This is a genomic window from Streptomyces eurythermus (assembly GCF_014649115.1).
GTDB lineage: Bacteria > Actinomycetota > Actinomycetes > Streptomycetales > Streptomycetaceae > Streptomyces > Streptomyces eurythermus.
This window is the reverse complement of the sequence record NZ_BMSK01000010.1, coordinates 285592-299984: the sequence shown is the minus strand read 5'-3', so window position 1 is coordinate 299984 and position 14393 is coordinate 285592. Positions and strand designations below refer to the sequence as shown.

Below are 14393 nucleotides of genomic sequence, written 5' to 3'. Positions count from 1 at the left end.
CCGCCTGTCCGGGAATCCGGGTCGCGCCGGTTAGCGTCGGGAGCGGCAACAACCGGCGACGGCCCGGAGGGCACCGTGGTGGAGCGACAGGAGCAGACGGCGCCGGACGCCGTGCTGACGCGGATCGGGCAGGTCGTGATGTTGCACCACGGCGGTGACCGCGAGGAGGCCCGCAGCCGCTTCCTGGACCTGTGGGCGGAGATCGGCGAGGACGGCGACCCGCTGCACCGCTGCACCCTCGCCCACTATCTGGCCGACACCCACGACGACCCGGCGGACGAACTGGCCTGGGACCTGCGGGCGTTGTCGGCGGCCGAGGAACTGGCCGACGGCCGCCCGGGCGGCGACCCGGGCAGCGTGCGGGGCTTCCTGCCGTCCCTGCACCTGAACCTGGCCGCCGACTACGACAAACTGGGCCGCGCCGAGGCCGCCCGCAGCCATCTGCGCCGGGCCCGCAGCGCCGCGTCCGCCCTCGCCGACGACGGCTACGGCGCGGGGGTCCGGTCCGCGATCAGCCGGCTGGCGCTGCGGCTGGGCGAGGACGACGAGGGCGGCGATGGCGGCGAGGGCTGGACACCCCGCCGCTGACAGGTGCCGATCAGGTGCCCCCGCCCAGACGGGCGTTCTTCCCGCGCGGCTTCGACGGCCTCGCGAACCCACGGCCCCCGTATGCTTCCGGCAGACAACCCGCAGGCCAGTGACAGGGGAGAGCACGTGAAGGTCGGCTGTATCGGACTCGGGGACATCGCGCAGAAGGCCTATCTGCCGGTGCTCGGCACCCAGCCGGGGATCGACCTGCACCTCCAGACCCGCACCCCCGCCACCCTGGAGCGGGTCGGGGACAGCCTGCACCTGCCGCCGGCCCGGCGGCACACCACCCTGGACTCGCTGCTCGACGCCGGCCTCGACGCGGCCTTCGTGCACGCGCCCACCGCCGTCCACCCCGAGATCGTCACCCGGCTGCTGGAGGCCGGCGTCCCGACGTACGTGGACAAGCCGCTCGCCTACGAACTCGCCGACTCCGAACGGCTGGTCACCCTCGCCGAGCGGCGCGGCGTCCCGCTGTCCGTCGGTTTCAACCGCCGCCACGCCCCCGGGTACGCCCAGTGCCTGGACCACCCCCGCGAGCTGATCCTCCTGCAGAAGAACCGGACCGGGCTGCCCGAGGAACCCCGCTCGATGATCCTGGACGACTTCATCCACGTCGTCGACACCCTGCGCTTCCTGGTGCCCGGCCCGGTCGACGACGTCACGGTGCGGGCCCGCGTCGAGGGCGGGCTGCTCCACCACGTCGTGCTCCAGCTCGCCGGTGACGGCTTCACCGCGCTCGGCGTGATGAACCGGCTCAGCGGCTCGAACGAGGAGATCCTGGAGGTGTCCGGGCAGGACACCAAGCGCCAGGTGGTCAACCTCGCCGAGGTGATCGACCACAAGGGGCAGCCCACCGTGCGCCGGCGCGGCGACTGGGTGCCGGTGCCCCGCCAGCGCGGCATCGAGCAGGCGGTCCTCGCCTTCCTCGACGCCGTACGGGCCGGACGGGTGCTCAGCGCCCGGGACGCGCTGGCGACCCATGAGCTGTGCGAGCGGGTGGTACGAGAGGTGCGGGACCGCTACGGCGCGTCCTGACCGCCCGCACCCCCTCGGTCACCCCCAGCACGGCCAGCACCAGCAGCGCGCCGTGCACCGGCCAGTCGCCGTGGCGGACGTACGGCGTGACTCCGTGCGCGAGCGGTACGTCGTACACCCGGGCGGCGCTCGCGCCGGTGCCGAGCCACGGGCCGAGGCGGCGCCCTTCGGGGCCGTAGACCGCCGAGACACCGGTGAGGGTGGCGTGCACCATCGGGCGGCCGGTCTCGGCGGCGCGCAGCGCGGCCAGCGAGGCGTGCTGCTCCGGCGCCCAGCTGTGCTGGAAGGTGGAGGTCGAGGACTGGCCGAGGAGGACGTCCGCGCCGTCGTCGGCGAGGTGCCGGCCCAGGTCCGGGAACGCGGTCTCGAAGCAGATCAGCGGGCCGACCCGCAGCCCGTGCCCGACGTCCGCCACGGTCTGCCGGGTGCCGCGGTGCCGGTCCTCGCCGGCGGCCCGGCCCACCGAGGTGGCCCAGCCGAGCAGCGAACGGGCCGGTATGTACTCGCCGAACGGCACCAGCCGCATCTTGTCGTACCGGTCGCCGGTCGGGCCGTCCGGGCCGACCAGCACCGCGCTCTTGTAGATGCCGGGCCGGCCGGAGCGGCGGGCGTCCACGTTCACCAGCAGATCGGCGCCGGTGGCCCGGGACAGCGCGGTCAGCCGCCGGGCCAGATCGGGCCGGTCGTCCAGGTCGAAGCCGACGCCGGACTCGCCCCACACCACCAGGTCGACGTCCTGCCCGGCGAGCCGCCGGGTCAGCCGCTCCTCCAGATCGAACCGTCGCTCGGCGCTGTCCCGCCCGGCGACGACGCCCGGCTGCACGACGGCGATCCGGGCCCGCCCGTCCACCTCCGGGCGCGGCGCCCACACCCACCCGGCCGAGGCCACGGCGGCCGTCGCGGCCAGCGAGGCGACGGCGGGTACACGGGCGGCGGGCACCGATATCAGCACGGCCGCCGCCACGTTGACGGCCACCACCAGGAAACTCAGCAGCCACACCCCGCCGACCGAGGCCAGCCGCAGCGCCGGAGCCACCTGCCACTGGCTGGCGCCCAGCATGCCCCACGGCCCGCCGAGCCCCTGCCAGGACCGCACCAGCTCCACCGCCAGCCAGGCCGACGGCAGCACCAGCAGCGCCGCGAAGCCCCGGCCCGCCGGCGCCGGCCCGCCCAGCAGCCGGCGCACCAGCCATCCCCACGGCATCCACAGCACGCCCAGCAGCGCGGCTATCAGGAAGATGAACACGTGCAGGCTCGGCAGCAGCCAGTGGTGCACGGCCAGCAGGAAGCCGAAGCCGCCGCACCAGCCGTCGTACGCGGCCCGCGGCCCGGTCGGCGCCGACCGGGCGAGCAGCAGCCACGGCACCAGGGCGACGTACGCCCACCACCAAAGGGAGGGAGCCGGAAACGCGAGCACGGGCAGCGCGCCGGACAGGGCGGCGGCGGCCGAACGGCGCCAAGGGGAGGTCAGCCAGCGGTCGATCGTCCTCATAGGGAGCCTCCCTACCCAGCCGATGCCTCCAGTGTGCGCGGCGGTTTCGACAGCATGCGCGTGCGGAGGCCGGGCGGGACGGGTGCTCGTGGGCGCGGGCGGCCGGACGTCACGCGGTGCCGGGCTGTCCGGCCGGCAGCCGGCGCCACTTCTCGTGGACGACGACCTCGCGCAGGCGCCAGCCGTCCGGTGTGCGCAGCAGACCGAAGTCGTACCGGCCGCCGCACACCAGGTCCGGGGCGGCGGAGCCGGTGGTAGCGGCGAGGCGCATGGGGTTGAGGTAGTCGGCGCGCACCCGGGCGGTGTCACCGGTGTCGTGCTCCAGGACCCCGAACCGCACCTGCCGGTTGACGATCAGGTGCTGCCGCATGGCGAAGCCGGCCAGGTTCTCGGCGAGCCAGGCGGCGACCCGCCCCGCGTCGCCCTCGATACCGCCCGCCGAACGGTAGTCGGCCCGGCCGTCCGCCGTGAACAGCCCGTGGTACGCCGACCAGTCGCCGTCGTCCAGCGCCACCGCGTAGGCGGTGACCAGGTCCTCCACGGCCAGCCGGTCCCTCACGGTCGCGAACTCCGCACGCTGCGTCATCGCCACAGTGTTGGGTACGCGGGACGCCGAGCCAAGAGGCCTGCGGGGTGAATATTCGGTGGTGCGGGACCGGAGCGGCGGCCGACCCTGTCCCCGTGAACGCGCAAGCCGTCGAAACCGAACCGAAGTTCCGCATCCGTGCCCGGCACACGGACACCACAATCACCGTCTACCAGGCCTACCACCCGGGGATCGGCCGCGCCGCCGCCCGCACCGGACGCTTCCCGTCCGGCTGGAAACGGGACCGTATGACCTGGGTCAAGCCGTCGTTCCTGTGGATGATGTACCGCTGCGGCTGGGGCACCAAGGAGAACCAGGAGACCGTCCTCGCCGTGGAGATCACCCGGGAGGGCTTCGAGTGGGCCCTGCGCCATGCCTGCCTGTCCCACCACGTGCCCGCCCTGCACCCGGACCGGGCCGCCTGGAAGCGGGAGTTGGCGCGCAGCCCGGCGCGGGTGCAGTGGGACCCGGAGCGGGATCTTCACCACAATCCGCTGCCGTACCGGTCCTTGCAGCTCGGCCTCGCCGGGGAGGCGGCGGCCCGGTACGCGGACGAGTGGATCGCCGGCATCGAGGACGTCACCCCGCTGGCAGCGGAGATCCACGCGCTGGTACGGGCGGGCGAGACGGAGCGGGCGAGCGCGCTGCTGCCCGGGGAGCGGCCGTATCCGGTGGCCGACGAGGTGCTCGCGCATCTGCGGGCGTAGGGACGCTCAGGGGCCTTGCCGTGGTCGCCGCTTCAGGCCGCCTCGATGATCCGGCCGCGGACGGCGGCGGCCCACTCGATCACCAACAGCTCGTACTCCGCGCGCTCCTGGGCCGACAGGGTGCCGCCCGCGCGCAGCCACAGCGCTCTGATCCGCTCGTTCAGCTCGGCGGCGGAGCGCACGGAACCAGAGGGCGGGGAATCCGGGGACATGCGGCACAGCCTAGGCCCAAGCACTGACCCTGCGCTACCGCCTGGCTACGCAGACGGTAACGCGTTGGTCACCGGTGTCGCCCGGTCGTCCGCGCGTGGCCGTGCGCTGCCGCCCGGCCGGCCGGCGGCCCGCCGGGCGGTCCGCAGGTCACGGACGGGTCGCGGCCGACGGCACGATGTCCGAAACCGGCGGTGCGGAAACCGGCGGTGCCGACCGGGGCCGCGGTCCCGGGCTCCGGTTCTCGGCGGAATCCGGAAATTCATTTCCGTGCGATGGCCGACCGTGTGGAATTCCGACGTCGCGGCTTCATCTCGCGAAAGTGTCGAATGTGTCCCGGCGGTGAGGGTCGACGGAACCGAATGATCAGCTATAGGGGTAGATATCCTGATTTAATGGAAGTGGAGTTGTGCATTCCGTTGAAATTTGACGGCTTGGCGGCTGCTCGCGTTGGTACTACCCTCTAGTCGTCGTGGTCGCCAGGCCGTCGTCAGGCGTGCGACCGCACTCTTGCTCACCCATTGAGTGAGTCTTGGAAGATCTTTCGGGGGGAAGATGAATCGCGCGCTGCCTCATGTGATCCGCGACTTCTCAAGAAGTGCCGCACGCGGATGTACTGACCTTTAAAGGCTTCTCGAGAGGCGCGCGTTCGCCTGTATATGACCATGGCCAAAAGCATCCCTTTTTGGCGTGGCGTATCGCTTTCCCCACCTCGCTGTGGCCGATCCGAGACCTGGATCGGCCCAGAACCGTGCCCACCCACGAGGCACCACTCGTGTGCTGTCAGGAGACCCATGAGTACCGCTGCTCCCGTCCGTGTGATCTGCCTGCCCTTCGCGGGTGCCGGCGCGAGCTTCTTCCGGCCCTGGAACAAACTCGCCCCGGACACCGTCCGGTTCGCCCCGCTCAACCTCCCCGGCCGGGAACGGCTGCTGGACGAGGAGCCGTTCACCGATCTGCACGGCGCGGCGGACGCCCTGCTGCCCGCCGCGGCCGAGCACGCGAAGGCCGGTCCCGTCGCCCTGCTGGGCCACTGCTTCCTCGGCGCGACGCTGGCGTACGAGATCTGTCTGCGACTCCTCGCCGCCGGATACGCGGAGCAGGTGCGGCACCTGTTCGTCAGCGCGGCCCGGGCGCCGTTCCTGGGCGCCTGTGCCAAGACGGCCGGGCTGACCGACGACGAGTTCCTCGACCATGTCCGCCGCACCACCGGATACACGCACCCCGCCATGGAGATCCCCGAGATGCGCGAGGTCCTCATGGGCGCGCTGCGGGCCGACTTCCGGATGGACGAGGGCTACACACCGACCGGCACCGGTCCCGTCGAGGTCCCGGTGACGGCCGTGTGCGCCACGGAGGACGAGCTGGTCCCGCGTACGGCGCTGGCCGGCTGGAGCGAGGTGACCCGGGGCCCGTTCCGCCAGGTCGAGGTGGCCGGGGGCCACATGTACCCCGCCGTGGACGCCCAGCCCCTCGTCGACATCGTCGTCGGCGCCCTGTCCGGCTCGACCCCGGCCCTGGAGGTCTGAGATGCGCCTGCGTGACTCCGTCGTCATGATCACCGGTGCCGCCCGGGGCATCGGCCGGGCCTGCGCCCTGCGCGCCGCCGCCGAGGGCGCCGACCTCATCCTGGTCGACGTCGACGGCGACCTCTCCGAGGTGCCCTACAGCCTGGGTTCGCCCGCGCAGCTGGAACACACCGCCGGCCTGTGCCGCAAGGAAGGCGCCAGTGTGCTCGTGGCGCCGGCCGACGTACGCAGCGCCGAAGCGGTCGAGGCGGCCGTCGAGCTGGGAGTCGATCGCTTCGGGACCATCACCGGGCTGATCAACAACGCCGGTATCGGCGCACCGTCCGGCAAACCGGCCCACGAGTTCACCGAGCGGGAGTGGCAGGTCATGCTCGACGTGAACGTGTCCGGTGAATGGCGGGTGCTGAAGGCGGTGGCCCCGGTCATGCTGCGCGACGGCGGCGGATCCATCGTCAACGTCGCCTCCACCGCGGGCCTGGTCGGCTACCGCCACTTCGCCGGCTACGTGGCCAGCAAGCACGCCGTCGTGGGACTGACCAAGTCGGCCGCACTCGACTACGCCCCCCACGCCATCAGGGTCAACGCGCTGTGTCCCGGGCCGGTACGCGACGACCCGGCCATGGACGGCCAGATGACGGCGGTCGTCGCCGACGCGCTCGGCATCAGCTACGACGAGCAGGAAGCGGTCTACCTGGAGTCGGTGCCGACCAACGCCCTGGTCGACCCGCTCGACGTCGCGGACGCCGCGGTCTGGCTGGTCAGCGACGAGTCCCGGAGGGTCACCGGCACCGTCATCACCGTCGACTCCGGCTTCACGGCCCGCTGATCCCCTCGACAAGGCCCGCCCGCACCACCCGGCAAGTCCCGCTGCACCCTCACGAACAGCGGCGGCACCGGCAGAACGTTCCCTTCGCGCCGCGGCGACGAACGGACCGGCCGGCGCGCCGCGCCTCCACCCGGGCCCTCACCCCGGGCCACCCGCCGGACGCGACCGCGCCCGGCGGGGCACCGGTCACGCCACGTCGTCGAATCCGGCTCACCGCCGGCTGAACTCCGAAGGAACCAGCCCACCATGGCACCGACCACCGCCCGAGCGGCGCGGAGCACCACCGACAAAGGCAGCCACGCCCTGATCCGGCGGCTCCTCGCGGGCGACCCCGACATCGACGGCCTGCGCGGCCGGCTCGCCACGGCCGCCGAACGGCAGCCCGGACTGGCCGGCCTCCGCGTCTGGGACGAGTCCGTCGCGGCCGCCGCCGACGACCCCGCCGCCGAGGAACGCCGCACCCGCGAGATCGGCCGCTCGGTCGCCGGCGTCGCCCGGCTGACCGTCCTGACCTACGCGGACGGCACCGCCGACCTGCTGATAGTGGCCCACCGCGACCGCCTCGGCCGGTCCGGTCTGGGCGCCCTCGCCGACGTGGCGCAGGGCGCGGACGTCACCGTGGCGTTCCCGGCCGGGCCGGGGCCGCGCCCGGGCCCGGCCCCCTGGGGCCTCGGAGAACGGACGGGACGCGGCGAGCCGCTCCGGCTCGCGGTCCCGGCGGCCCGGGCACGGGTCGGTGACGCGAAACAGGCCGCCGCGGTGGCCCGGGACGCCGTGGCGGCGACGCTGGCGCACTACCGCCTCGCGGACTCGGCCCCCTTCGCGGTGCTCGCCGACGACTCGGTCACCTGCCACACCACGACGAACCCCGAGGACGACGAGGACGCCCCGTCCCTCGGCGCGCTCGCCCTGGCGGTCGGCACCGCCGAGGCCGGCACCGATCCGGCGGTCGGCGTGTTCGTCGTCGAGACGGGCCGGGACCGCTACGTCCCCTTCACCGCCGCGCCGTTCCCCGTCACGGTCACCGTGGAGGTGACGCCGGGGCACGGTCTGTCCGCCGCCCTCGCCACCGACGACTCCGTCCTGGCGCCGGTGGTCGCCGAGCAGTTCGCCCACGTCCTCGGCGCCCTGCTGGACGCCTACGCGCTCGGCACCACCGACGCGGCGCTCGACGAGGTGGCACGGCTGCCCGAGGCCATGGCGGCCGGGATCGTCGAACGCGGCCGCACCGCGGGCCGTACCGGATTCCGGCCGGCGACCGTCCCGGCCGCCTTCGCCGGCGTCGTCCGCGCCCAGCCGGACGCCCCGGCCGTGTCCGACCACGCCACCACCCTGACCTACCGCGAACTCGCCGAGCGCGGCGCCAGGATCGCGGCGGGGCTGCGCGAGCGCGGGGTCGCCCCCGGTGACCACGTCGCCGTCTGCCTCGGCCGTGACGTCGACACCGTCGCGGCCATGCTCGGCGTGATGATGGCCGGTGCCGCCTACGTACCGGTGGACCCCGCCTACCCGGCCGAGCGTCTGGCCTACACCGTCACCGACGCCGCGGTGAAGACGGTCGTGACGGCCGCGGCCGATGACGAGACGTTTCCCGACCATCCGACGGTGACCACCGCGGAACTCCTGGCCTCGTCCCCGGCGGACGGGGAGGCCGCGACCGACCCGGCCGGCATCGCGTACGTCATCTACACCTCGGGCTCCACCGGCCGGCCCAAGGGCGTCGCGGTCCCGCACGCCAACGTGGCGGCACTGGTCGACGCCACCCGCGAGGACATGTCCCTCGGCTCCCGCGACGTGTGGTCGTTCTTCCACTCCAGCGCCTTCGACTTCTCGGTCTGGGAGATCTGGGGCTGCCTGCTGACCGGCGGCCACCTGGTGGTGGTCGGAGCGGACACGGCCCGGTCGCCCGAGGACTTCCACGACCTCCTCGCCGCCCGTGGCGTCACGGTCCTCAGCCAGACACCGGCGGCGTTCGCCGCCCTCCAGGAGGCCGACGCGCGCAAGGGCACCGCCCTCGCGGTGCGCCTCGTCGTCTTCGGCGGTGAACCGCTGGACGTGCGCATGCTCCAGGGCTGGTTCCGCCGGCACCCCGCCACCCGCTGCCGCCTCGTGAACATGTACGGCATCACGGAGACCACCGTCCATGTCACCGCCCGCACGGTGACCCCGGGCGACGCCGCGGCGGGGAGCCGTTCGGTGGGACGCGCGCTGCCCGGCTGGTCCGTCTCGGTACGCGACCGCAGGGGCGCGGTGCTGCCGTACGGCGTACCGGGAGAGATCTGGGTCGGCGGGGCGGGTGTCGCCGACCGGTACCTGAACCAGCCGGAACTCACCGCGGCGCGCTTCGTCGACGACCCGGTGACCGGCACCCGCCAGTACCGCAGCGGAGACCTGGGACGGCTCGACCCGGACGGCCGGCTCGACCACCTCGGCCGCATCGACAGCCAGGTGAAGCTGCGCGGCTTCCGCATCGAACCGGACGAGATCCGCTCGGTGCTGCTCGCCGACCCCGGGGTGACCGCGGCCGCCGTCACGGTGCACCAGGCCGTGCCCGGCGACTCGGCGACCGCACGGCTGGAGGCGTACGTCGTCGTGGACGGCGACCGCGCCGTGGACGACATCCGCCGGCGCATGGCCTCCTACCTGCCCGCCTACATGGTGCCGTCGACGGTCACCCCCCTCGCCGCGCTGCCGCTGACCATCAACGGCAAGGTGGACTCGGCCCGGCTCAGGGAGCTGGCCAAGGCCGCGCCGGAGCCGGCCGCCGCACCCGCCCCGGCCGCGACCGGCACCCTCCTCGGCCAGGTCCTGAGCGCGTGGTCCGAGGTGCTCGGCGAGACCGCGGAACCCGACGACGACTTCTTCGAGACCGGCGGCAACTCACTGCTCGCGGTACGCCTGTCGGGCGCACTGCGCCGCGCGGGCCTGCCCCCGATCTCGCTGCGCGAGCTGTACGTCCACGCCACCCCGGCCGAGCTCGCCGAGCTGTTCGCGCGCCGGAGCGAGGACGCGTCGGCATGACGACGGCATCACGGCGGCCGCTGCTCGCGGTCGTGTACGACACCGGCTCGGCCTCCGGCGCCACCATCCGCGCCGCCGCGGGCCGCGGCTGCGACCTGCTCTTCGTCGGCGACCGGAACCGGCCGCACGTCGCCGGGGCCTGGGCCGGCCTGGCCGCCCTCGGCGCACTGTGCGACGTGACCGGACTGGACGACGCCGAGCGGGTGCGGGCCGTGGCCGGGCACCGGCCGACGGGCATCGTGACCTTCAGCGAGTACCAGCTGGGCGAGACCGCCCGCCTCGCCGAGGCCCTCGGTCTGCGCGGCCACGCCCCGCGGACCGTGGCCCTGCTGACCGACAAGGCCGAGCAGCGCGGCGCGCTCGCCGCCGCGGGCGTCGACACCCCCCGCTTCCGGCCCCTGTCACCGGACCCGCGGGCCGCCGTCGAGGCGGTGGGCCTGCCGGCCGTGGTGAAACCGCGCCGCGGCGCGGGCAGCAAGGACACCTTCCGGCTCACGACGGCCCAGGAGGCCGAAACGGTCCTCGGCGCGCTGCCGGACGACGGCGAGTTCGTCGTGGAGGAGCTGCTGCGGGGGGACCCGGGCGTCGCCGGGGCGTTCTTCGGCGACTACGTCTCGGTCGAGTCCGTGCACACGGACACCGGCTCCCGGCAGGTCTGCGTCACCGGCAAGTTCCGGCTGGCCGAGCCGTTCCGCGAGACCGGGATGCTGCTGCCGTGTTCGCTGAGCGCCGCCGACCAGGACGCCGTACTGGCCGTCGAGGCGGCCGCGGTCAAGGCGCTCGGCGTGAGCAGCGGCGTCACCCACACGGAGATCAAACTGACCCCTGACGGACCGCGGGTCATCGAGGTCAACGGCCGCGTCGGCGGCTACGTGCCGGAGATCCTCAAGCGTGCCACCGGGATCAACCTGATCCGGCTCGCCATCGACGACGCCCTGGGCCGGCCGGTCCGCGGCGACCTGACCCCACGGTTCCAGGGCGTCACCTACCAGTACTTCCTGGCGGTCCCGGACGACGGCGGCGGCACGCTGAGCGCCGTCGAGGGCGTGGACCAGCTCACGGCGCTGCCCGGCGTCGACCACGTGGAGATCCACGCCGTCCCCGGCCGGACCTACGACCGGCGGGAGGGGACGCAGAGCCACCTCGGCGTCGTCTACGGACAGGCCCCCGACCACGCCGCCCTGGAAGCCACCGTGACCTCCGTCCAGGCGGCCTTCCGCCCCGTTTTCCGCTCCGAGCCGGACAGGCCGACGACATGACAGCCACCTTCTCCCCGACAGACCCCGGGCCGGGCGCGCACGGTCCGGCCGCCGACTATCCGCGTGACGCGACCGTCCACCAGGTCTTCACCCGGATCGCCGGGACCACCCCGGACCGCACCGCCCTGGTCACCCCGACGGCCTCGATGACCTACGGAGAACTGCACGAGGCGTCCACCGCGTCGGCCAGGGCGCTGGTCGCGGCCGGCGTGCGGCCGGGCGACCTGGTGGCGGTACGGCTGGGCCGCGGCGCCGCCTGGATCACCGCGTATCTGGCGGTCCTGAAGGCGGGCGCGGCGATGCTGCCCGTGAGCCCGCGCGAACCCGCCCGGCGGGTCGCCCTGCTGCTGGCCGACAGCGGGGCGAAGGCCGTCATCGGCACGGGCACCGCCGCCCCCGCCGGGGTGCCGGTGCTGGACGCCGGCGCGAGCGGCCCGCCGGACACCGCCCTGCCCGCCGACGTCCGGGCCGGCAGCCCCGCCTACGTGATGTACACCTCGGGGTCCACCGGAGTCCCGAAGGGCGTCGTCGTCTCGCACCGCAACGTCCTGCGGCTGGTGATCAACTCGGGGTTCGCCCGCTTCGGCCCGGACATGCGGGTCCTGCAGACCGGGGCGGTCTCGTTCGACGCGACCACCTTCGAGGTCTGGGGGCCGCTGCTGGCCGGGGGCTCCGTGGTGCTGGTGGACGACGACACCATCCTGGACGCCGCCCGGCTCGGCGCCGCGCTGCGCGAGCACGCCGCGAACACGCTGTGGCTGACGGCGCCGCTGTTCAGCCAGCTCGCCGGGCAGGAACCCGGCCTGTTCGCGCCGCTGCGGGAACTGTTCGTCGGCGGGGACGTCGTCGTCGGCCGGCACGTCGCGGCCGTCATGGCGGCCTGCCCCCACCTGCGCGTCGTCAACGGCTACGGGCCCACCGAGAACACGACGTTCTCCACCCTGCACACCATCACCGGGGCCGACACCTCGGGGACGATCCCGATCGGCCTGCCACCGGCCAACTCCTCGGCCTACGTCCTCGACGAGGCCCGCCGCCCCGTGCCGCCCGGCACGGCCGGCGAACTGTACGTCGGCGGGGACGGCGTCGCACTGGGCTATCTGAACCGCCCCGAACTCACCGCGGAACGCTTCCTCACCGACCCTTTCCGCCCCGGCGGGCGCATGTACCGGACCGGTGACCTGGCCCGGCGACGCGCGGACGGGGTCATCGAGTTCCTCGGCCGGGCCGACAACCAGGTCAAGGTGCGGGGCTTCCGCATCGAGCCCGGCGAGATCGAGGAGGCCCTGCGCGGCCACCCCGAGGTCACCGACGCGGTCGTCGTCCCGCGCGACCGGGGCCCGGAACCGGCCGACCGCTACCTCGTCGGGTACGTCGCGGCCACCGGCCGGCTGGACAGCCGCGACCTGCGCGCCCACCTGGCATCGAAGCTCTCCCCCCATCTGGTGCCCGGCTATCTGGTCGTCCTCGACGAACTGCCGCTGACCGCACACGGCAAGGTGGACCGGGCGGCGCTGCCCGACGCGACGACGATGCCGGACCTGCCCGAGGAGTACGTACCCGCCGAGTCCGAGGCCGAGAAACGGCTCGTCTCCCTCTGGGAGGCACTGCCGGGCATCGACACACCCGGTGTCCTGGACTCGCTGTTCGACCTCGGCGTCGACTCGCTCGGGGCGGCCCGCCTGTCACGGGCGATCGCGGACGAGTTCGGCCGGACCCTCGCGGTCTCGGAGATCCTGAGCCGGCCGACGATCCGTGAGCTGGCCGCGATCCTGGACAGCGCGCCCCCCGAGACCCGTACCGGCCCGGACGGAGGACAGCGGCGCGCCACCTTCGCCCTGACACCGGCGCAGCGCGCCCTGTACGCCGCGCAGCGCAGCAGGCCGGAGACGGTCCAGTACAACGTCGCGCTGCTGATCGACCTGCCACCCGACGTCGATCCGGCCGGCCTGGAGCGGGCCTTCGCACAGGTCATCGCGGCCCACGACGCACTGCGCACCGAGTTCGCCGACGGGCCGGACGGCCCCGTGCAGCGCGTCGTGCCCACGGTGGACTTCCACCTGGAGCGGCGGCACGCGCCGCTGGACCCCGCCGCGGAGATCCGGCCGATCGCGCTCGAGAGCGCACCGCTGCTGCGCGCGGCCCTGTTCCGGGACGCGGACGGGGCACAGCTCTTCGTCGACACGCACCACCTGATCCTGGACGGGGACTCGCTGCGCCGGGTCTTCGCCGACATCGACGCCGCCTACCACGGGCGTCCCGTCGAGGCGCCCGCGCGGTCGTTCGCCGACTACCTCGCCTGGTCCGAGGGCGAGGCGGCGGCGGCCCGGCGCGAGACCGACCGGGCCTACTGGAACGACGTCTTCCGCACGGCGCCGGCCAGGCCCGAGCTGCCCGCGGACCGGCCGCGCCCGGCGCTGCGGACCTTCGCCGGCGCCACCACGCGGCTGGACTTCGGACCGGAGCGCACCGCACGGATGCGCGCGCTGGCCGCCGAGCGGCGGACCACGCTGTTCCCCGTGCTCGCCGCCGCCTACGGCGCGTTCCTGCGCACGCTGACGGGGAGCGCCGACGTCACCATGGGGGTGCCGGTGATCGGCCGCGCCGAGGCCGCGTTCGACCGGACCGTCGGCATGTTCGTGGACACCGTCTGCCTACGGCTCGACGCCGCTGCCGGGGCGCCGCCGGCCTCCCTGGTCACCCAGGCCGCGCGGCGCGTCGGCGAGGCGCTCGCGCACAGCGCCTGCGGCCTCGACGAACTGGCCGCGTCGACCGGTGCCGGGCAGACCCCGGGCCGCGCCCCGCTGTTCGACACCATGCTCGCCCTGCACTCCGCGGATCTGCTCGCCGTCGACTTCCTCGGCGCACCGCGGACCCTGCGCCCGCTGTTCCCCGGCCACACCATGTTCGACCTGAACCTCCAGGTGTACGACCACCCGTCGGGGCTCCGGGCCGACTGGGAGTACTCGACCGAGCTGTTCGACCCGCCGACCGTCGAGACCTTCAAGGAACTCCTGCTGGCGACCGTGGACCGGCTGCTGGACGACCCCGACGGGCCGGTCGTGCCGCCGTCCGCCGCCCCCGAGGCAGCGCCCGCGGCCGTGCCGGCCTTCGACTTCGACTTCTGAAAACGACCA

11 protein-coding genes are annotated in these 14393 nt (G+C 74.0%); 8 read left to right on the top strand and 3 right to left on the bottom strand.

Going from position 1 to position 14393, the window contains the following annotated elements; translation table 11 throughout:
• Positions 1–75: 75 nt before the first annotated feature.
• Together IE251_RS21185 and IE251_RS21180 are read left to right on the top strand one after the other, a co-directional pair.
• Positions 76–588 carry a hypothetical protein gene (locus IE251_RS21185; protein ID WP_189754557.1) on the top strand — a complete coding sequence of 171 codons (513 nt, stop codon included), beginning with the start codon at positions 76–78 and terminating at the stop codon, positions 586–588.
• 126 nt (positions 589–714) lie between these two features.
• Positions 715–1626 (top strand): Gfo/Idh/MocA family protein, encoded by a 912-nt coding sequence (locus tag IE251_RS21180; protein WP_189754556.1) that lies wholly within the window; start codon positions 715–717, stop codon positions 1624–1626.
• On the opposite strand, the gene lnt is transcribed toward IE251_RS21180, so the two are convergent.
• Positions 1544–3118 (bottom strand): apolipoprotein N-acyltransferase, encoded by a 1575-nt coding sequence (gene lnt, locus IE251_RS21175; protein ID WP_189754555.1) that lies wholly within the window; start codon positions 3116–3118, stop codon positions 1544–1546. The genes IE251_RS21180 and lnt overlap by 83 nt on opposite strands.
• Positions 3119–3227: 109 nt before the next feature.
• Positions 3228–3704: a nuclear transport factor 2 family protein gene (locus IE251_RS21170; RefSeq protein WP_189754554.1), complete on the bottom strand. Its 477-nt coding sequence runs from the start codon at positions 3702–3704 to the stop codon at positions 3228–3230.
• Between the two features lie 95 nt (positions 3705–3799).
• On the opposite strand from IE251_RS21170, the gene IE251_RS21165 reads away from it, so the two are divergent.
• Positions 3800–4411, top strand: coding sequence for a DUF4291 domain-containing protein (locus IE251_RS21165; RefSeq protein ID WP_189754553.1), 612 nt, complete (start codon positions 3800–3802; stop codon positions 4409–4411).
• Between the two features lie 32 nt (positions 4412–4443).
• On the opposite strand, the gene IE251_RS21160 is transcribed toward IE251_RS21165, so the two are convergent.
• Entirely contained in the window at positions 4444–4623 is a 180-nt protein-coding gene (locus tag IE251_RS21160; RefSeq protein WP_189754552.1) for a hypothetical protein, read from the bottom strand.
• A gap of 792 nt (positions 4624–5415) precedes the next feature.
• Between IE251_RS21160 and IE251_RS21155 the strand changes: the two genes are divergently transcribed.
• The 5 genes from IE251_RS21155 (at position 5416) to IE251_RS21135 (ending at position 14384) form a co-directional block, all read left to right on the top strand.
• Complete coding sequence (locus IE251_RS21155) at positions 5416–6150, top strand: thioesterase II family protein (protein WP_189754551.1); 735 nt, start codon at positions 5416–5418, stop codon at positions 6148–6150.
• A 1-nt stretch (position 6151) separates the two neighbouring features.
• Complete coding sequence (locus IE251_RS21150; protein ID WP_189754550.1) at positions 6152–6976, top strand: SDR family oxidoreductase; 825 nt, start codon at positions 6152–6154, stop codon at positions 6974–6976.
• Positions 6977–7222: 246 nt separating this feature from the next.
• Positions 7223–9997 carry an amino acid adenylation domain-containing protein gene (locus IE251_RS21145; protein WP_189754549.1) on the top strand — a complete coding sequence of 925 codons (2775 nt, stop codon included), beginning with the start codon at positions 7223–7225 and terminating at the stop codon, positions 9995–9997.
• Positions 9994–11256: an ATP-grasp domain-containing protein gene (locus IE251_RS21140; RefSeq protein ID WP_189754548.1), complete on the top strand. Its 1263-nt coding sequence runs from the start codon at positions 9994–9996 to the stop codon at positions 11254–11256. Before IE251_RS21145 ends, IE251_RS21140 begins: the two co-directional genes overlap by 4 nt.
• On the top strand, positions 11253–14384 hold the full coding sequence (locus IE251_RS21135; protein ID WP_189754547.1) for a non-ribosomal peptide synthetase: 3132 nt from the start codon (positions 11253–11255) through the stop codon (positions 14382–14384). Before IE251_RS21140 ends, IE251_RS21135 begins: the two co-directional genes overlap by 4 nt.
• Positions 14385–14393: the final 9 nt, after the last annotated feature.